Origin of the sequence: Fusibacter sp. 3D3 (genome assembly GCF_001748365.1) — a bacterium.
Lineage (GTDB): Bacteria > Bacillota > Clostridia > Peptostreptococcales > Acidaminobacteraceae > Fusibacter_A.
Map to the genome: position 1 here is coordinate 1 of NZ_BDHH01000012.1, position 19,659 is coordinate 19,659.

The following is a 19,659-nucleotide window of genomic DNA, read 5'->3' on the forward strand; positions in this document are numbered from 1 at the left end:
TAAACGTACAGACACTTGCAATTGTATGTCTTGGGGTTGTAGCATTTGGTATCGGTACAGCAGCAGGGGTCATCTTGGCGAAAATCATGAACAAATTTACAAAAGATCCTGTAAATCCACTGATTGGATCAGCAGGGGTATCCGCAGTACCAATGGCAGCAAGGGTATCACAAGTGGTTGGACAGAAAGAAAATCCAAGCAACTTCCTACTCATGCATGCAATGGGACCTAACGTTGCCGGTGTAATCGGTTCAGCAGTATCTGCTGGGGTGTTGTTATCACTGTTCTCTGGATTCTAAAATAATAAATAAACTTGATCAGCCCCGATGGGCTGATTTTTTTTTTTCAGAATATTATAATTTTTTAAAGATTAAACATAAAAATAAACCTTTTTTTAAATTAGTGAACTCTATAATGAACTCATTAAAGAAAAGGGAGTGACGCGTATGGAAAAAGTAAGAGCAAAAAAACCCACGTTTTGGGGCGCAATGATCGTCTTTATATTTTTAATCTTTGCCATGTTTACTCAAATATTTATCCTGCATCAAGATTGGGTAACACATATCACTTTAATCGCTGCAAGTGTTGTCGCATCTATTGTAGCACTTTATTCAGGTTTCACATGGGATGACATTCAGGAGGGGATTTTATACGGTTGTAAAATCGCAATGTTGCCTATGCTGATCTTAATGATGGTCGGTGTCCTGATCGCATCATGGATTCCGGCCGGAACGATTCCAACACTGATTTATTATGGTTTAAAAATTCTATCGCCCCAAATATTCTTGTTTACCGTCTGTCTCATATGCTCTGTGGCATCACTTGCAACTGGAAGTTCATGGACAACAGGTGCCACTTTTGGAGTTGCTTTTATGGGGATTGGCATAGGTCTGGGTATCCCAGCGCCAATGACAGCAGGTGCCGTCATCTCTGGTGCCATCTTTGGTGATAAAATGTCACCTTTATCTGACTCTACCAATCTTGCTGCGGGTGTGGCAGAAGCTGATTTATTCGATCACATCAAAAGTATGATGTACACCACCGGACCTGCACTGATCCTCTCGCTTTTAATCTATCTGTTATTAGGGATGCAGTTTCAAGGGGGCAGTATCGACCAGAGTCAAATCAATAACATTCTTGTGGGGTTGAAAGAAAACTATTTCATTCATCCATTGACATTTATTCCAGCAATACTCGTGGTAATTTTAGCGATAAAGAAAGTAGGCGGCTTAGCCGTTATGGTCATTGCATCATTTATAGGTGCGCTATTTGCCATTGTTTTCCAAGGCTATGGCATAGGCGAAATGATGAACTTCATGAACTATGGATTCACTTCAGCTACTGGTATCGCTGAAATAGATGCACTTTTGAGCAGAGGTGGACTACAAAGCATGATGTGGACCATATCGCTTGGGTTTATTGCACTCAGTTTTGGCGGATTACTTGAAAAAACTAGAATGTTAGAAGTCCTTCTTGAAAAAATAGGACACCTTGTCAAAACAACTGGTGGCTTAGTTTTGACTCATGTTCTTTCCAGTATCGCAATCAACCTCTTCTCTGCAAGCCAATACATGGCGATTATTATTCCTGGAAGAATGTTGGTGCCTGCTTATAAAGAGAAAAAGCTACTTCCTCAAGTTTGCTCTAGAGTTTGCGAAGACTCTGCAACAGTCACCTCGCCTTTAATTCCTTGGGGCTTATGCGGTGTATTTTTCACAGGTGCACTCGGTGTTGCCACACTTGATTATCTCCCTTATGTCTATTTATCTTTCTTAGCACCGATCATTTCAGTGATCTATGGCTTTACAAACAAATTTATGTTCAAAGAAGGGGATATTGCCAGCGTCAAAACCTATAGTGATAGTGAAGCTGCGTAATCTAAGTGGAGGTCAACATGCATAATACGTTAAATGACACAACTGTTATTGATCTACTCGGTCAACTCATTCAAATCCACAGTCCGTATTTTCATGAACATGAAATCATGAATTATGTTTATCAATGGTTAAAAGGTCATAACATCGATTGTGAACTCGTCCCTTATGAAGAGTCCCTGATAACCGGATTTAAGGGTTTGAATATCGTCGGAAGAATAAAGGGCCGTGGCTATGGTCCCAACATTCTACTCAATGGTCACTTAGATACTGTAAACATCTGTGAAGGTTGGTTGACCGACCCTCTTACCCCAGTCTTAAAAGAAGGGCTCCTTTATGGCCTTGGTGCCTTAGACATGAAATCCGGTGTAGTCGCCCAATTGCTGGTGTTAAAAGAACTCAATCAGAATAAAGCCTTTTTAAAAGGTGATGTTATTTTTTCCTTTGTATCTGACGAAGAAGGGCCTTATGGCCTTGGTACAAATTTTTTTATTGATTCAGAATACGGTAAAGATGCAGATGTGGCATTAGTTGCAGAGCCCAGTTCTGGATTTACAAAAAAATCGTTTCCATGTCTATGCTTAGGGGCTCGGGGAGGGTATAATTACACTGTAGAGTTCTTTGGAAAATCTGCTCATGCTGCAAATCCAGAGCAAGGTATCAACGCGGCTATTGATGCGGCTAAAGTCATGGCCTGCCTTGAAGACTTACCACTGATCCACGATGAACAGCTGGGTTCTGGTTCACTGTGCATTGTGGATGTAAAGGGCGGACATGATGTGTGCTCAGTTCCCGACAAAGCGAGTTTCACCGTCTTCAGGCATATTGTGCGCGGTGAAACAAAAGAGACCATCATTAGAGAAGTGGAAGCGGCTGTCGCTAAAGCTAGGATCAAATCCAAATACAATATCGTCTTTAGAAAAGCACCCTCTGATGCCTATGATGGTTTTCAACCCTATGTGGTAGATGAGAAACATCCCTTTACGGATTTATTCTGTACAATAATAGAAAACACGACTAATAGCAAACCCAATATTGCCTATTTTTCAAGTATTGGTGATTTCAACTTTATCGCTTCAAGGATGAAAATACCAACTTATGTTTTCGGACCAAGTGGCGATAATTATCACACACACAATGAAAATGTTCAAATCAATACAGTAACTCAAACGGCTCATTTAATGTATCAATTTATTAAAGAGGCTAATCGCTAAAGAGGATATGCGTGTAAAGGATGATGATGATGATGAAATGTAATGATCTATTAATGTTTAATGGCCATATAATTTCAATGGATGATGAAGATTCCATTTATGCGTGGATTGTTGTGAGAGATGGCTTGATCATTGATCTTGGCAATGACCAAAACTATTTACCCTATATGGAAGCCTCTATTGAAGTCCTTGATCTCAAGGGCATGACTGTCCTTCCAGGATTTCACGATAGCCATGTGCATTTGACACAAACGGGTCTTAACTTGATGGGCTACTATTTATCAGGTCTTGTAGAAGAAGTGATGAACAATGTTTCAGATGAAACACTTAGCGACATCCCAGTTCTATTTTGGAAAGACATCGTTCGACTCGACAACAGCGTTATAAGATTCATCAATTCCACTCATGAGGATGAATTCAATTTGACGGCCTTAACTGAAAAAAACCGAATATTTAATTCCTTGATGCATTTATTATGTCATATTAGTCAAAAATGTGAGCTTTATATTTTTATTAAAAACTTTCATTGGATTGATGAGATTTCATTTGAATTTATTAAATACTTTCTATTCAAACAAACCAAATTTAGGGGACAACTTTTTTTATCCAGTGAAAATATGCTCTATATTGAACAATTAGAAACTTTTTTTGAAATTGAAAAGACATAAATATACACTTAAATGGTTATATCAAAAGGGGATTTAGGCTTCTTGCTTAACTTTTCTTGTTTCTTTGAGTGAATCGCGTCCTTTTGATCTTCTGTCTTACGCATTTGATCTTCATCATTGAGATTCAAAGTGGCGTCATCTTCTTCAACAGCGTCATTGGACTGGCGTGTTTCAGTTGATTTTTTCAAAATATGATTTACATTGCCAATACTTTCTGAAACTTCTGAGTTAGAACTGTTAATTTTTTTCTCTAGTCCTGAAAGTTGATCTTCTTTAAGTTTTGTAGAATCCCCACGACCTCTATCTATTTTTATTTCGATTTTTAAGATCTGAGCTCTTCCAGACATTTCATTTTTAACGGCATTCAGTGTTTTGGTCATAGAAAGCGCTTGATCTGCAGCGGCTACATTTTTCATGGTGTCCAGTTCTAAAGTATTTTCAGTCGAATTTTGAGTCGTTTCAGTAGATTTATGGGTTTGATTCTGATTCTGATTCTGATTTTTTGCAATTTCAGCTTGTTTTTCTACAAGTTGACGGTTTAATTCTTGAAGATTCTCTTGTAGTGTCTTTAGTTTTGCCGCTTTTTCTTTGATGTCCAAAGTTTTATTTTCTGACAATTTTTGAATTTGTTCTTGCACACTTTTAATCTGATTTTGTATGGCCTTGATCTGTGAATCCTGTCCCTTACTTTGAGCTGGACTATAAATTTTTTCTGATGATGTACGACTGCCTACATTGCCTAACATGATGGCCTCCTTTTAACTCTGTAGTCTATACTATAGCTCAATGCTCTATCTAAACTTAATACTCTAATAAATATATCGTAATTCCTTTTAAAAAGATTAGATCAATTTTAAAAAATTCCAAAATCAAATTTAAAAATTCCTAAAATCGACTTGACAAGCTAAAAAAAAACACATAATATAAGTTAAACGAACACATCAAAACAGCGTTGACGAGGAGGAGTACATACACCCCTGAAAAGTAGAGAGAAGATGTCTGGTGAAAATCTTCATGAAGTGTGTATGGAAGTAGCCTTTGAGCTTTGAACCGAAAAGATGCGGACATGATCTGAGTAGACTTCAACGGCATTTTCCACCGTTATAGGGAAAACGATATCGGACCCTTGAGCACAGCTCTGTGAGTTCCCGTATTGGTAGAGTGCAGATTTTTATAATCTGAATTTAGGTGGTACCACGGACGCATAAGCATCCGCCCTAAGAATAGCGAAAGTTATTCTTAGGGCGGTTTTTTTTGTGTTCGTTGGTCAATTCAACTTATCTAATAAGATCCATCAAAATTCAGGAGGTTACAGTATGAAAAAGCACTACGAACATCAGGAAATTGAAAGCCAAATGCAAGCTTTATGGGATTCACTCAACATCTATAAATTCGATCCTAATACCAAAGCGCCAATCTATTCCATAGACACGCCACCGCCCACAGTAAGTGGCAGTCTTCATATGGGGCATATATTCTCCTATGCACAAGGTGAAATGATCGCGCGTTATAAACGCATGAGGGGATATAATATCTTTTATCCTTTCGGTTTTGATGACAACGGCCTCCCAACAGAGAGACTTGTTGAAAAAGAAGAACAGATATTGGCTAAAAATTTATCGCGTTCAGAATTTAACTTAAAATGTCTTGACACGACAAAGAAGTACGAAGCTGAATTCAAAACACTATGGCAATCGCTTGGCTTTTCAGTGGATTGGACGCTTCAATACGAAACCATCAATCCAATCTCTCAAAGAATATCTCAACGTTCATTTATCGATCTCTATGAAAAGGGGAAGGTTTATCATAAGAATTCGCCCGTTCTTTGGTGTACAGAGTGTCAAACTTCAATTGCGCAGGCAGAACTGGATGCTAAAGCAAAACAAACACTTTTTAACACCCTTATATTTAAAACAAGTGATGGCGAAGCCATTGAAATCGCCACCACAAGACCAGAACTCCTCAATGGCACCACGGCACTTTTTATACATCCTAGCGACAACCGCCATGCACATTTGATTGGCAAAACAGCCTATGTCCCACTGTACAACTATGCAATTCCCATTATAGCAGATGATGCTGTAGAAATAGAAAAGGGCAGTGGTATCGTTATGTGTGCTACCTTTGGCGATATAACGGACCTCGAATGGTATGAAAAACACAACTTGCCTTATAGAAAGGTCATCATGCCAGATGGGACGATTTCACAAGAAACGCCTTTCATAGGTGGGTTAACCGTTGCAAAAGCAAGGCATCTGATCATTGATCTGTTAAAAGATAATGATTTGCTCACGAGTAGTGATACCATAGAACATCACGTTTCAACCCATGAACGCTGTGGTAGCCCTATAGAAATCATCCCTTCAAAACAATGGTATATCGATATTTTAACAGAAAAAAAACGTTTTCTAGAGGCTGGTGATCAGATCAATTGGTATCCAGCTCATATGAAAAATCGCTATCTGAATTGGGTTGAAAATTTAAAATGGGATTGGTGTATTTCTAGGCAGAGATACTTTGGTGTGCCATTTCCACTTTGGTATTGTTCTGAATGCGGCAAAGTAAAGCTTGCAGATGAAAGCCAACTGCCCGTTAACCCACTTGAATCAAACCCAATAGCGCCTTGTTCTTGCGGTTGCAATACTTTTATGCCTGAAACAGCAGTATTGGACACCTGGGCAACGTCATCTGTTACACCGCAAATCAATGCGCTTTGGGGTGAAAAGAGAAAGCGTCTAAGCTCTAATCCAACAGAAGATGAACGCGTTCAGAAAAACGATTCTTTCATGCCAATGAGTATGAGAACTCAAGCTCATGAAATTATAAGGACATGGGCATTTTATACGATTGTAAAAAGTCTCTATCATACTGGCGAGATTCCATGGAAAGACATCATGATCTGTGGCTTTGTCTTGGCAAAAAAAGGGGAGAAGATCAGCAAATCCAAGAACAACGCCACTTTATCACCACAAGCATTGATTCAAACGCATTCTGCTGATGCGATTAGATATTGGGCAGCCACAGCGAAGCTAGGAACGGATACCTTTTTCTCAGAAGATGAGCTCGGTGCTTCAAAGCGCTTTATCAACAAGCTCTGGAATGCTTCAAAGTTTTCAATTTCACACCTTCAAGATTTTTCGATAGAAAATGAAATGAAACTCTTACCCATAGATAAATGGATTATAGAGCGGTGTAAAGAAACCATGCTTCTCGCACAAAGACACTTAGACCAGTATGAACTGGGACTGGCTAGACATGAAATTGATCTCTTGTTTTGGCGAGATTTCTGTGATTACTATCTTGAAATCGTTAAAGACAGGCTTTATAAACCTGAAAAACATGGTACCCTTGAAAGGGCAGGGGCACAATATGCACTTTACATTTCACTACTCATGATCCTTAAACTCTACGCTATTTTTACGCCACATATTACAGAGTATATCTATCAAATTTTTTATAGCGACAAAGAGCAATTCGAATCGCTTCACCAAATGAGATGGTGTGAAATTACGCTCTTAAAAGATCACTATTTAATTTATGGCGATACGATCAAAACCGCAATAGCTGAGGTAAGAAAGTATAAATCTGAAAAGGCACTCTCCCTAAAATCAGAAATTGATGAAGTGATTATCGAATGTCCAAAAGAGATTCAAGAGATGATTTTTGACAACAAAATGGATATCATCGCATGTTGCAATGCCAAGCGATTAATCCTCAACAATAGGAAGGTGATTCTATAAATCAAAATCTGATACAGAAAATGAGGAAATATATGTCTTTAATGTGTATAACAAATTAGAAATTAATAAATATTATTTACTATTAAGTTGATTAATGGTAATCTGTTTATGTTCATATGATTTGTGCAAATCAACGTGCAAATCAAATATGTGTTTTTTCAAATTATGCATTTTTACAACATTAGCTGTTGGATTAAAGCCAATAGAAGGTTTTGTATTTAGTTTCGGTTTTTTACAACCAATCATGTATGTTCCTCAATATAACCCTTGAGGAGATGTCCCCCACGTCTTAAAGTGGGGGGGCATATTCCTAATCCAGTGGGATTGCGCAAGGATTACGAAGGTAGCGAAGCGGACTGAGTATACGCTTTGATTTTCAAAAGGAAGGACTAGAGATGTTTAAAAACAAGATGATTGTGCTAACATTAATTATTGTTATAGTATCAAATTTAATGTGTGGTTGCTCGTTAAAGTTAAATTCACAAACAGTGAATGCAATTTTAGATGAATCTAAAAGCAAAGCTATAGAGAGGAACTTAAGTGTGTATGAGAATAAAGATGGGGGTTTTTTTTACTATAAGAATAGTGAAGAAAGTTTATATTATACATACCATTGCCTAAATATTATAAATAGGTATGAAGGTCTGGATTCAAAACTGCAACAAAATACTCAAAAATGGATTAATGATGTTGAATCGTATTATTTAACCAATAATGATGTTTTTTTAGTTTTAAATAATATTTTTTACTATTTAAGCATTGCAAAAATGGTAAATTATAACATGTCAGAAAGTGAATATAATACAATAATAGAGGTTGTAGATACTCTATATGATGAGCGTGGTTTTTACTTAAAGCCAAAAACTGATATAGATGACTCTAATGATTTTAGTGCATCTAAAATATTAGCCAATAAACGAGGCATTCAGATATTTACCTTGTTAAACAAAGACATACCAAACAGAGAATATATTGAAAATTGGTGTTATCGTCTAATAGACAAAACTTGTGATTCAAAAATAGATAGAATAGGCAATATTAATTCGGCTATATCTATATTAAATATGCTTGGATTAACACCAAGTCAACAAAAAATAAAGATTAGAGAGTGTTTTGATGAATACGTTATACCAGATGATATTCCCTTTCTGGATTTGTACAGTCTTTTTGTCGTAGAGAGCTATTTGAAAGATCAAGAAGATGTTAGTCCAGACTCAATAAATTATGTAGACATAATTAAATTGTATAAATCCAAAGATGGGAATATTTTTGATAAAAAGAGTGATGGCAATGTTCTGTTTATAGACTTGGCAATGGAAATGAGTTTCAAATTAGATGAATCAATAACTTGGGATAACACAATAGAAATGATAAAGAAAATGCAATTATCTAACGGAAGTTTTTCGAACAGCTTTGAAATTAATTCTGATATGAATGATACATTTTACGCATATAAATGCTTTGTAATTTTAGGTTTAGGGTCGGAGCATAGTGAATCGCTGATTAGGTATCTTTTGACTGCTGAGAACTATTATGATGATTTAGATGATTATGAGAAGATATTATATCTTGATATGAAATATGATTTAGGAATATCAAATAATAATGATTTTGAAAGAGTGAATGATATTATTCAAATGGCATATTCTTATGATGTTGGAAAAAATTATTTTCTTATGAATAATTTGTTGACTATATGCAAGAAATATAAGATAGAGATAAACAGTGATTATAGATTGAAAATTGAAGCATTTATAAATGATAAAGTTGCAAGAAAATATGATTCAATAGAAGAATCTATATCTATGAAGATATTTGCATATGAGTTCGCAACTAAAATTGAAAATGCTAATAGTGACATCTTAGAATCCGAAATTGTGAGTGAATTTCAAATGAATTATGATAACTATGAGAATTTAGAAACATTGGCATTTATGATGATGGAATCAACTATTCAGCTAGAAGATGAGGAAATTCGAAATTTATTAAGAGATAATAATGCTAAAAAAATTGATTATAGTATAGTACATAATAGTTTATATCTTAATGAGGAGGGAGATAACGGTTTTTATTCTATGTATATAACTCTTTTTATACTATATAAAGTTGGATTGTCAACAGTAATTTAGACAGTTTTCTTAAGGGTATTTCTTTTAAATTGTATAGGTGTACAATAGTCCAATGTTGAATGAATTCTTATGTTATTATACCAATTCACATAATCTGCTAACTCGAGATTGAGATCTTCTAACGATTTAAATAAATATCGATTTGCAAACTCTGTTTTAAACACTTTGAAAGTAGCTTCTGCTACAGCGTTGTCATATGGACAGCCCTTTTTACTCAATGATCTTTGGATGTTAAAATTCTTTATTAGGCCCTCAATAACATTATTTTTAAACTCGCTGCCACGATCTGTATGAAATATCGATATATTATTTAAATTTACATTTGCTCTTGAAAAAGCTTGATATACAAGCAATGCGTCCTTCTTTGGACCAGCGCTATAACCAATAATTTCTCTGTTGAACAAGTCGATAAGAATACAGACATAATTCCATTTTCCAGCAACCCTGACATAAGTCAAATCGCTGACTACAACTTCTAAGTACTCTCGATCCGAAAACTCACGTTTCACTTTGTTTGTTGTTTTATCCTCGTTACACGGCTTTTTATGAGGCTTGTATTGTGCAATTGTGTAAGTTGATACTAAACCATTCTCACGCATAATTCTTCCAATTCGGCGTCTGGATACGATTTTACCATCGTCTGCAAGTTTCTTCTTGATTTTTCTGGTGCCATAGTTTTTTCGACTTTCATTGAAAATCTTTATGACATCTTCAGTCATAGCGTCTTTTTTGTTTTTCATAGTGGATTCATAGTAATATGTGCTTCTAGGGAGTTTTAGGACGTTACACATTGCTGATACTGAGTATTTGTCTAAATTTGCTTTGATGACTCCTACTTTCGTCCTAATATCAGCGCCGCTTGCTTTAAAATATCATTTTCCATTTTTAAATGTTGATTTTCTTTCCGAAGTTTAAGAAGTTCATTTTCAGCATCGCTTCTATTGTCTTTTTCCTTGAATGAACCTGAGTTCTGATGTTGAGATATCCAGCGATCCAATGAGGAAGGGGCTAAATCATATTCTTTTAATATCGTGGCCTTTGTTTTACCATGTAAATACAATTGCACCATTTGAGTTTTGAATTCCTCGGTGAATTCTCTTCTAGTTTTTTTAGTCATTTCGAGTCTCCTTAGGCTTATTAGTTTATTTTAATTCACCCTAAGAATTCTGTCTAGTTTAGTATAGCCTATCCAAGTTGAATTAAATTTTAATAATTTACAATTGGACACATAACCGATCTATAATAATATGTGGATGTTTTGCAATTTCTGTTAGAAAAGCAGAGACATTCTTTCTAATCTCATATGTCTTGTTATAAAAAACATTGTTGATGACTTTTTCTTTAAGCCAACCCCAGAGACCTTCTATCAAGTTTAGATTTGGACTATAYGGAGGTAGATACATTAACTCAAGTCGATGGGAATTTTCTAAAAGAAAARGCTGAAGYAACTTGGCGTGGTGTATCCTTGCATTATCAAGAACCATAACAATTTTACCAGAATACCGTTCAAGTACATTGTTCAGAAAACCAAGAAATGTTTGTGCATCGTATGTTTCGTGCTCTTCACAATAGATATCTCCACTCTCATAATCTAAACAGCCCACTAGTTTTACGCCACGATGCTTTCCATACGTCTTKATGATTTTTTGTTTGCCGCGTTCAAACCATGTAGCTCCGATCGCTTGGTAATCTCGAATCATAGATTCATCCTCGAATAGTATGTGTTGGATTTCACCGTTTATCAATTTTTTTTAACATCAATAAATGCCTTGCGAAATTGCTCTTGCTTTAGGGGATCAGCTTTAGCTAACGTGTACGTAGGACGTGTGAATGATAAATTCAGTCTAGACAATATCAACGTGATACCTTTGATGCTGTATTGAACTTTGAATTCTCTCAAAATATATTCTGCTACAATTCCAGCTGTCCAATTGAAATTAGCTACAAAACCAACATCGGCGGGGGTTTTGTTTARAATGAGGTCTTTTATTGTAGCCTCTTGCTCTTCGGTTAACCGACTTGGTCTCCCTTTGCGTGVAGCATCTGGGATTGAACTAAGCCCTATGCTACGATACTTTGTATATAATCTTGAAATCGTAACAGGAGTCAACTGTGTTATTTCAGCGATTTCTCCGACCTCTTTTCCTGTTCCGTATAAATAGATAGCTTRAATTCGACGATATTCACGTTTGATTTTTGATGACCTCATTGCTTCTAAAAGTTCTTTTATTTGTTCTTGAGTTAGTGGCTTGCGTTTATTCATGGGGTTCATCCTCACATAGTAGTTTTGGTTATGATATATATCGGATGATTTTTATAAAATTTTAATTCGATTTATATATCAACCAAAATGAAAAATCATGTGAGACTTATAAAAACATTGGACTTAAAGGGAAATCTTCTTGTGATCCTCACCAATAATTTTGATAAGAAAGCAGAAGAAATAGCTGATATTTATAGGTTGCGCTGGAAAATCGAATTGTTTTTCAAATGGATAAAACAGCATTGTCGAATAAAAGTGTTCTATGGGAAAAGTGCCAACGCTGTGGAAAACCAAATATTTATTGCACTTATTACCTACTGTCTTTTGATTCTGGCGAAACTTAAAGAAGGCTATAATGGCTCATTACTGACGTTTGTAAGAATACTGAAAGCCTGTATTTTMAATCCGTTTGGAGACTTCTTAGCTGAATTAAGAAAACGGCCATCAAAGACTTCAAAGGGCAGGCGAAAAAATAACTATATACAAGAATTTGATAGAATCTGCGAATATTTCGAAAAAATTGAACTGGAAAACGATATACACTAATTTAATCCAATAGTAAAATGTCACTTTATGAAAAAATTTGAGCAAGAACTATTTTAGCTTAGCTGCTATTTTTTTTCATTTGCAGAACGATACACAATGTAATTATTCACCACAAAGTACTTATAATGTATATATGTTTTTTTGTTTATAGGCTTGACATGAGCAATTATTTTTTATGCAACACTAGTGACTTTGTATATAATCTTGAAATCGTAACAGGAGTCAACTGTGTTATTTCAGCGATTTCTCCGACCTCTTTTCCTGTTCCGTATAAATAGATAGCTTGAATTCGACGATATTCACGTTTTATTTTTGATGACCTCATTGCTTCTAAAAGTTCTTTTATTTGTTCTTGAGTTAGTGGCTTGCGTTTATTCATAGGGTTCATCCTCACATAGTAGTTTTGGTTATGATATATATCGGATGATTTTTATAAAATTTTAATTCAATTTATATAGCATTTTTAATTTAATTAATCAAATTTCTTTTTTGTGAATTCTATCTGCTTTACAACAAAACACCCCCTAATATCACATCACTGGCACGCAGTCCTCGCGGGGCTGCGGAGTGCCATCCATGTAATATTAGGGGGTGTTCTTGTCATTGTTGATCCATACTCATAAAAACAGGATTTCTTACTCTACTGCTAAATCATCTGTCGATTCCGCTTCAAGAAGTCGTGGATCGCCCACTTGTCTTTCCACATAAATCCCGCACTGGTTGACTTCAAAGACCTCGTTGAATAAATCCCACACATCGTATTTGCCCGTTCTTTCAGAAGATGAAATTGGGATGATCGCGCTTTCTTTATCCATATTGAGTTCTTTGCGTATGATCTTTATTTGCGTTGCAATTTGATTCCTACTGAGTTTATCTGCCTTGGTCGCGACGACGATACCACTAAAACCAAACTGTTTGATCCAGTGATACATCTCTTTGTCATCTTGTGTCGGCTTATGCCTGATGTCCACAAGCAGAATCACCTCAAGTAAGGTCTCTCTGCCTGTTAAATAAGTCTCAATGATTTTCCCCCAAGTCGCTTTTTGCGTTTTGGATACCTTAGCGAACCCGTATCCTGGCAAATCTACGAATCTGAACAAGCCATCAATATCATAAAAATTTACCAATTGAGTTTTACCTGGGGTTGAACTTGTCTTTGCAAGACCTCTTCGGTTGAGCAACATGTTTATAAGTGATGATTTGCCTACATTTGACCGTCCAGCAAATGCAATTTCAGGTAATTGATCTTCTGGATACTGTGATTTCGCCACTGCACTAATGACAAATTCACTATTTTTGATCTTCATGTTTTGGCTCCTTTTTAACTAAAGCGTGCTCCAGAACTTCATCCATCGTTTTGACAGGGAAAAATTCAATTTCTTTCTTTATAATTTCTGGTATATCTTCTAAGTCCTTAATATTTTCAAATGGGAAAATAATCTTTTTAATGCCTGCGCGTTTAGCCGCTAAAGCTTTCTCTTTAAAGCCGCCAATCGGCAATACCCTACCTCTTAAAGTGATCTCACCTGTCATGGCAACGAATCGATCCACAGGGACTCCAGACAATGCAGAAATCATAGCGGTTGCCATAGTCACGCCTGCGGAAGGCCCATCTTTAGGAATTGCACCTTCTGGAATATGAATGTGTAAATCTAGTTCCTCATAAAATTTATCTTCAATCCCGTATTCAGACGCAACCGTTCTGATATAAGAAAGTCCCGCTTGAGCAGATTCCTTCATAACGTCCCCTAATTGACCTGTGAGTTGAAGTTTGCCTTTACCTTTCATGGTATTGACTTCAATGGATAACGTCTCTCCACCCACACTGGTCCAAGCGAGACCTGTCACAATACCCACTTGATCATTTTCAGCAATTAAATCATAATGATATTTAGATTTGCCCAGATATTTGTCCAAATTTTTATCTGTGATTCGAACGCTTTTAACTTCGCCTTTGACGATTCTTACAGTGGCCTTGCGGCAAACATCTGCAATTTTACGTTCAAGTTCTCTGACACCTGATTCTCTGGTATATTGACGAATCACCTCAAGTAGCGCATCATCAGACAAGGACAATGCCGACTTAACGAGGCCATGTTCTTCCATCTTCTTAGGTACAAGGTATTTTTTTGCAATATTGAGTTTTTCAACTTCTGTATACCCAGAAACCTGAATGACTTCCATACGATCAAGTAGTGGTCTTGGAATTGTGCTCAGTGTATTCGCAGTTGTGATGAACATCACTTTCGAAAGATCAAAAGGCACTTCTAAATAGTGATCTGTGAATTCTTTATTTTGCTCTGGATCGAGTACTTCTAAAAGTGCTGATGCTGGATCACCTCTAAAATCACTTGAAAGTTTATCGATTTCATCAAATAGGAAAACGGGATTCTTAGTGCCCGCTTCTTTAATCCCATTGATAATGCGCCCAGGAATTGCACCAATATAAGTCCGTCTATGGCCTCTAATTTCAGCTTCATCTCGAACACCGCCAAGCGACATTCTTACAAATTCGCGATTTAACGACCTTGCGATAGACTTAGCAATAGAAGTCTTGCCTACACCTGGAGGTCCTACTAAGCAAATAATAGGGCCCTTCATACTTTGTGTTAAGTCTCTAACGGCAAGGTACTCTACCACTCTTTCTTTAACTGTTTCAAGTCCAAAATGATCTTCATCAAGAACAGTTTGCGCCATATTGAGGTCGATCTCATCTTTGGTTTCTTTTCGCCAAGGCAAATCTAAAATCCAGTTGACATAACTTCTAATAACACCACTTTCTGCTGATGAAGACGATAGACGTGAATAGCGATCTATTTCATTCATCACTTTCTTATCAATCTTCTTGCCAAGTTTAAGCTTTTTAAGCTTTTTGCGCATTTCTTCAATTTCGTCTTCCTGCGCATCTTCCTCACCAAGCTCATCTCTAATGGCTTTGATTTGCTCTCTTAAATAATATTCCTTTTGTGATTTGTTGATTTGGCTTTTAACCTTATCGTTGATGTCTTTTTCAACTTGAAGAATTTCAATTTCAGTTAATAATAAAAGATACAACTTTTCAAGTCTCTCTTTAACTTCAACCGCATTGATAATATCTTGCTTCTGTTCTGTCTTAAGTGTCAGTTGAGCCGCAATAATATCCGCAAGCCTGCCTGGTTCTTCAATAGCAGATACGGAAAGAATCACATCTGCACTCACCCTATTGCTAATCGTAATGTATTTTTCAAAAGCATTTACACATGAACGCATTAACGCTCTAGCTTCTTTATCCATCTCAAGGCTATCATTATACGTTTTTAAATCCACTCTGAAATATGGATTTTCTTCTATAATCGTTTCAACTTCTGCTCTTTGAATCCCTTCCACCAAAACTCTAATCGCATCACCTGGCAATTTAAGCATTTGCTTAATTTTACAGATTGTGCCCATTTGATAAAAATCTTTTGGTGCTGGCGTGTCAATATCAATGTCAAATTGTGTCGTTAAAAATATTCTTTGATCCTTTGCCATGGCAGCTTCAAGTGCTTTGATAGATTTTTTTCTACCCACATCAAAATGTAACACCATGTATGGAAAAACTGATAATCCTCTAAGAGGAATCAACGGCATATTAACGATTCTTACTTCGTTATCCATAATTTCACCTCTAATCTCTTTATACTGTGATCGCTCTAAAGAGCGATTTATTCATACCCTATTCATTCCATCTCAATTTAAAAAGAATGCTAAAAACGAGTTTCCGCATAGGCATCCACTCGTTGTAAAGTCTATATTAAATATTGTTTCAATAGCTTCTAAATGTTAAGAAACGCTTTCATGATGTGCTTTGAGTTCACGCTTCGAATCCACCAATACCAGTGTTGGCATTTGATGATTACGAATCGTTTCCTTTGTGACGATGCATTTCTTAATATCTTCTCTTGAAGGAATTTCATACATAATTTCCATCATGATCCCTTCAAGTATTGATCTTAAGCCTCTGGCACCCGCTTTTCTTTTGATGGCCATCTTTGCCACTTCAACTAATGCATCTTCATCGAATTCAAGCTCAACATCATCCATTTTAAGCATTTTTTGATATTGCTTAATAATGGCATTTTTAGGCTCTTTTAATATTCTAACAAGCGCCTCTTCATCAAGTTCATGTAGCGACACCACCACTGGAACCCTACCTATAAATTCAGGAATCAATCCGAATTTAAGCAGATCTTTGGGTTCTATCTTCGCAAAGAGTTCCCCTAAAGAGATGTCCTTCTTACTCTGAACAGCAGCCCCAAATCCAAGTGCCTTTTCACCGATTCTTGAACTGATGATATTCTCCATACCATCAAATGCGCCACCACAGATAAAGAGAATATTTGTGGTGTCTACTTGTAAAAATTCTTGATGCGGATGCTTTCTGCCACCTTGAGGGGGTACATTGGCAACCGTACCTTCAATGATTTTGAGCAGTGCTTGCTGAACCCCTTCACCTGAAACATCTCTTGTGATAGATGGATTCTCTGATTTTCTTGTGATTTTATCGATCTCGTCAATGTAGATAATGCCCTTTTGAGCACGCTCAATATCGTAATCAGCCGCTTGAACTAATTTCAAGATAATGTTCTCAACATCTTCACCGACATAGCCCGCTTCTGTTAAAGCTGTAGCATCAGCAATTGCAAATGGCACATCTAAAATTTTAGCCAAAGTCTGTGCAAGAAGTGTCTTGCCTGAACCGGTTGGACCAAGGAGTAAGATATTGCTCTTCTGAAGTTCCACGTCATCGTCGCCGATTTCCGATTGTATTCTCTTATAGTGATTATACATTGCAACAGAAAGCGTTTTCTTAGCCTGCTCTTGACCAATGACATAATCGTCTAATATTTTTTTAATATCTGCTGGTTTAGGTAATTCCGAGAGTTCCCAATCCTGTGTGATGTCGTCTTTAAATACCGATAATTCTTCCTCAAGAATTTCATTGCAAAGCTCTATACACTCATCACAAATATAGACATTGGGCCCAGCAATCAAGCGCTTCACATGCTCTTGACTTTTCCCGCAAAAGGAACATTTTAAAGTTGGTTTATCCATCCTTTACCTCTTTCTGCTCTTATTATCTCTGTTTGAAAACCTTATCAATAAGACCATATTCAACTGCTTCTTCTGCACTCATAAAATTATCTCGATCAGTGTCTTTTTCTATTTGCTTGTATGGCTTGTCTGTTTTCTCACTTAAAATTGTATTGAGTTTCTTTCTTATTTTTAAAATCCATTCAGCATGAATTTTAATGTCAGATGCTTGACCTTTAGCACCGCCGAGAGGCTGATGAATCATCACTTCCGCATTTGAAAGTGCATATCGCTTGCCACGCGTTCCAGCTGCGAGTAAGAACGCGCCCATACTCGCTGCCATGCCAACACAGATGGTCGAAACATCTGGTTTTATATACTCCATGGTGTCAAAAATCGCCATACCTGCGGTCACAGAACCCCCTGGACTATTAATATAGATATTGATATCTTTATCAGGATCTTCTGCTTCTAAGAAAAGCAACTGAGCAACCACTACATTCGCTGTATAATCATCAATCTCTCCACTTAAAAAGATAATACGATCTTTTAAAAGTCTAGAATAGATATCATACGAACGTTCGCCTTTACTTGTTTGTTCAATTACATAAGGTACATAATTAGCCATTTTTCACCTCCGAAAGTTCTACTGATTAGACAAGTTTCGCATGATCTACTAAGAAATCAACTGTTTTTCTTGATTTAAGATTTGATTTTAAGTACTCATAATTATCTTTTGCGAATAATTTGCGAACTTCTTCTTGATCTCTTTTTTGTATTTCTGCGATTTTATCTATTTCTACGTCAACATCTTCATCTGTTGCTTCGATTGCTTCTTGTTCCATTACTTTTTCAATAACCATACCGGTTTTTACTCTTGCAAGCGCATCTTCTCTCATTGTAACTTTGAGATCCTCTAATTTACCACCTGTAAATTGAACGTATTGCTCGAGGCTTAATCCTTGCTGTCTTAATTGTTGATCAAATTCACGAAGCATACCTTCTACTTCAGTATCTACCATTTTTTCAGGAATTTCAACTGTTAATAATCCAGCAACTGCTTCTAGTACTTTATCTCTTTGTGCTGCAACGGCACTTTGTTTTGAACTTTCTTCTAGTTCTTTTCGGATGCTTTCTCTATATTCAGCAAGTGTATCGAATTCAGAGATATCTTTAGCAAACTCATCGTCAAGTGCAGGCAATTCTTTAAACTTGATTTCATTGATCTTAACTTTGAAAACCACAGCTTGACCTTTAAGGTTTTCAGCGTGATAATCTTCTGGGAATGTCACGTTAACTTCAATATCACTGCCAAGTTCTTTGCCCACTAATTGTTCTTCAAAGCCAGGAATAAAACGACCAGAACCAATGACGAGTTCTTGATTTTCAGCTGTGCCACCCTCAAATTGTTCTTCACCGTGGAATCCACTATAGTCCATGATTACAGTATCGCCATCTTGTACCGCTCTATCGGTTACACTCATTAATCTCGAATTCATATTTCTTGTTTTTTCAATCTCTGTATCCAACATTTCTTCTGTTACTTCTACATTGATTTTTTCAACTTCAAGGCCCTTGTAATTTTCTAGTGTGAACTCTGGCGCCACTGTTACCGCCGCTGTAAAAATAAGATCTTGTCCTTTGCCAACTTCAGTTACATCGATATCCGGTCTCGCAACAGGATTGATTTCAAGTACATCAAGCGCTTTTTCATAATGAACCTGTAATAAATCATTGACAGCATCTTCAAAGAACACGCCTTCACCATATTGCTTTTCAATAATATTTTGTGGTACTCTACCCTTTCTAAAACCAGGGACATTGAATTTGCCTTTGTTTTTGTTATAAGCAGTTTTAACCGCTTTTTCAAATTCGTCTTTTCCAACAGTGGCTTTTATAGTAATTTCACTGTTTTCTTTTTTTACGATTTCATAACTCATGTGAATTCCTCCCAATAAATTTACTCATATTTATCAAAACTGGACTTTCCCAGTCATTTTTAGTGCTTTAACTTATTAATAGTACCGTATTTAGGTTAAAAAGTAAAGAATAATAGCCAAAATCACTCTTATTATACATCAAAAGTGGGGGTAAACAAGCCTTTATTGCAAATTTCACCCTTATGTTATAATATATTAATAACTTATTCACAAAGCAAATATGAGATCACCTC

Annotated in this window: 15 protein-coding genes, 1 pseudogene and 1 other annotated feature; of the genes and pseudogenes, 7 read left to right on the forward strand and 9 right to left on the reverse strand. The window is 36.4% G+C overall.

From position 1 onward, the window contains the following. From F3D3_RS13895 to F3D3_RS13910, 4 genes are all read left to right on the forward strand, one after another. On the forward strand, window positions 1–299 hold a 299-nt coding region (locus tag F3D3_RS13895), incomplete at its 5' end, for a sodium ion-translocating decarboxylase subunit beta (RefSeq protein WP_139132099.1). A gap of 147 nt (window positions 300–446) precedes the next feature. Then, complete coding sequence (gene nhaC, locus F3D3_RS13900; RefSeq protein ID WP_069874845.1) at window positions 447–1,877, forward strand: Na+/H+ antiporter NhaC; 1,431 nt, start codon at window positions 447–449, stop codon at window positions 1,875–1,877. A gap of 17 nt (window positions 1,878–1,894) precedes the next feature. After that, entirely contained in the window at window positions 1,895–3,088 is a 1,194-nt protein-coding gene (locus tag F3D3_RS13905; protein ID WP_069874847.1) for a M20 family metallopeptidase, read from the forward strand. A 29-nt stretch (window positions 3,089–3,117) separates the two neighbouring features. After that, window positions 3,118–3,756: an amidohydrolase family protein gene (locus tag F3D3_RS13910; protein ID WP_175438380.1), complete on the forward strand. Its 639-nt coding sequence runs from the start codon at window positions 3,118–3,120 to the stop codon at window positions 3,754–3,756. 8 nt (window positions 3,757–3,764) lie between these two features. Here F3D3_RS13910 and F3D3_RS13915 read toward each other — a convergent pair whose 3' ends face one another. Then, window positions 3,765–4,502: a FlxA-like family protein gene (locus tag F3D3_RS13915; RefSeq protein WP_069874850.1), complete on the reverse strand. Its 738-nt coding sequence runs from the start codon at window positions 4,500–4,502 to the stop codon at window positions 3,765–3,767. A 197-nt stretch (window positions 4,503–4,699) separates the two neighbouring features. Then, window positions 4,700–4,979: a binding site (T-box leader), on the forward strand. 93 nt (window positions 4,980–5,072) lie between these two features. Between F3D3_RS13915 and F3D3_RS13920 the strand changes: the two genes are divergently transcribed. Both F3D3_RS13920 and F3D3_RS13925 read left to right on the forward strand, forming a co-directional pair. Further along, window positions 5,073–7,496: a valine--tRNA ligase gene (locus tag F3D3_RS13920; protein ID WP_069874852.1), complete on the forward strand. Its 2,424-nt coding sequence runs from the start codon at window positions 5,073–5,075 to the stop codon at window positions 7,494–7,496. Between the two features lie 395 nt (window positions 7,497–7,891). Beyond that, on the forward strand, window positions 7,892–9,625 hold the full coding sequence (locus F3D3_RS13925) for a hypothetical protein (protein ID WP_069874854.1): 1,734 nt from the start codon (window positions 7,892–7,894) through the stop codon (window positions 9,623–9,625). Here the strand turns inward: F3D3_RS13925 and F3D3_RS13930 are convergent. Together F3D3_RS13930 and F3D3_RS23385 are read right to left on the reverse strand one after the other, a co-directional pair. Then, window positions 9,622–10,742, reverse strand: a protein-coding gene (locus F3D3_RS13930; RefSeq protein WP_139132100.1) for an IS3 family transposase whose coding sequence is annotated in 2 segments (ribosomal slippage) — window positions 9,622–10,493 and window positions 10,493–10,742 — 1,122 coding nt in all. Because the reading frame shifts where the segments join, the coding sequence is not laid out codon by codon here. The two genes, F3D3_RS13925 and F3D3_RS13930, sit on opposite strands and share 4 nt — an antisense overlap. A 97-nt stretch (window positions 10,743–10,839) precedes the next feature. After that, window positions 10,840–11,888, reverse strand: a protein-coding gene (locus tag F3D3_RS23385) for an IS630 family transposase (RefSeq protein ID WP_242877140.1) whose coding sequence is annotated in 2 segments (ribosomal slippage) — window positions 10,840–11,376 and window positions 11,379–11,888 — 1,047 coding nt in all. Because the reading frame shifts where the segments join, the coding sequence is not laid out codon by codon here. Window positions 11,889–11,975: 87 nt separating this feature from the next. Here F3D3_RS23385 and F3D3_RS25200 point away from each other — a divergent pair. Beyond that, window positions 11,976–12,434, forward strand: a complete 459-nt coding sequence (locus tag F3D3_RS25200; RefSeq protein WP_084389049.1) for a transposase — start codon at window positions 11,976–11,978, stop codon at window positions 12,432–12,434. A gap of 166 nt (window positions 12,435–12,600) precedes the next feature. Here F3D3_RS25200 and F3D3_RS13955 read toward each other — a convergent pair whose 3' ends face one another. The 6 genes and pseudogenes from F3D3_RS13955 to tig form a co-directional block, all read right to left on the reverse strand. Beyond that, entirely contained in the window at window positions 12,601–12,813 is a 213-nt protein-coding gene (locus tag F3D3_RS13955; protein ID WP_069874863.1) for a hypothetical protein, read from the reverse strand. Between the two features lie 346 nt (window positions 12,814–13,159). Next, window positions 13,160–13,741, reverse strand: a pseudogene (gene yihA / locus F3D3_RS13960) (ribosome biogenesis GTP-binding protein YihA/YsxC); the annotation flags it as partial. Then, window positions 13,725–16,070 carry an endopeptidase La gene (gene lon, locus F3D3_RS13965; protein ID WP_069874867.1) on the reverse strand — a complete coding sequence of 782 codons (2,346 nt, stop codon included), beginning with the start codon at window positions 16,068–16,070 and terminating at the stop codon, window positions 13,725–13,727. The pseudogene yihA and the gene lon, both read right to left, overlap by 17 nt. Window positions 16,071–16,235: 165 nt before the next feature. Next, window positions 16,236–17,507 carry an ATP-dependent Clp protease ATP-binding subunit ClpX gene (clpX, locus tag F3D3_RS13970; protein WP_069874869.1) on the reverse strand — a complete coding sequence of 424 codons (1,272 nt, stop codon included), beginning with the start codon at window positions 17,505–17,507 and terminating at the stop codon, window positions 16,236–16,238. A gap of 22 nt (window positions 17,508–17,529) precedes the next feature. Then, window positions 17,530–18,114 carry an ATP-dependent Clp endopeptidase proteolytic subunit ClpP gene (gene clpP, locus F3D3_RS13975; protein ID WP_069874871.1) on the reverse strand — a complete coding sequence of 195 codons (585 nt, stop codon included), beginning with the start codon at window positions 18,112–18,114 and terminating at the stop codon, window positions 17,530–17,532. A 25-nt stretch (window positions 18,115–18,139) separates the two neighbouring features. Continuing rightward, window positions 18,140–19,426 carry a trigger factor gene (gene tig / locus F3D3_RS13980; RefSeq protein ID WP_069874873.1) on the reverse strand — a complete coding sequence of 429 codons (1,287 nt, stop codon included), beginning with the start codon at window positions 19,424–19,426 and terminating at the stop codon, window positions 18,140–18,142. Window positions 19,427–19,659: the final 233 nt, after the last annotated feature.

Bases quoted from the DNA above. Each gene is read 5' to 3' on its own strand.
- F3D3_RS13920 (WP_069874852.1), top strand. From the start codon at position 5,073: ATGAAAAAGCACTACGAACATCAGGAAATTGAAAGCCAAATGCAAGCT.
- F3D3_RS13915 (WP_069874850.1), bottom strand. From the start codon at position 4,502: ATGTTAGGCAATGTAGGCAGTCGTACATCATCAGAAAAAATTTATAGT.
- clpX (WP_069874869.1), bottom strand. From the start codon at position 17,507: ATGGATAAACCAACTTTAAAATGTTCCTTTTGCGGGAAAAGTCAAGAG.
- tig (WP_069874873.1), bottom strand. From the start codon at position 19,426: ATGAGTTATGAAATCGTAAAAAAAGAAAACAGTGAAATTACTATAAAA.
- clpP (WP_069874871.1), bottom strand. From the start codon at position 18,114: ATGGCTAATTATGTACCTTATGTAATTGAACAAACAAGTAAAGGCGAA.
- F3D3_RS13925 (WP_069874854.1), top strand. From the start codon at position 7,892: ATGTTTAAAAACAAGATGATTGTGCTAACATTAATTATTGTTATAGTA.
- nhaC (WP_069874845.1), top strand. From the start codon at position 447: ATGGAAAAAGTAAGAGCAAAAAAACCCACGTTTTGGGGCGCAATGATC.
- F3D3_RS13905 (WP_069874847.1), top strand. From the start codon at position 1,895: ATGCATAATACGTTAAATGACACAACTGTTATTGATCTACTCGGTCAA.
- F3D3_RS13910 (WP_175438380.1), top strand. From the start codon at position 3,118: ATGATGAAATGTAATGATCTATTAATGTTTAATGGCCATATAATTTCA.
- lon (WP_069874867.1), bottom strand. From the start codon at position 16,070: ATGGATAACGAAGTAAGAATCGTTAATATGCCGTTGATTCCTCTTAGA.
- F3D3_RS13955 (WP_069874863.1), bottom strand. From the start codon at position 12,813: ATGAATAAACGCAAGCCACTAACTCAAGAACAAATAAAAGAACTTTTA.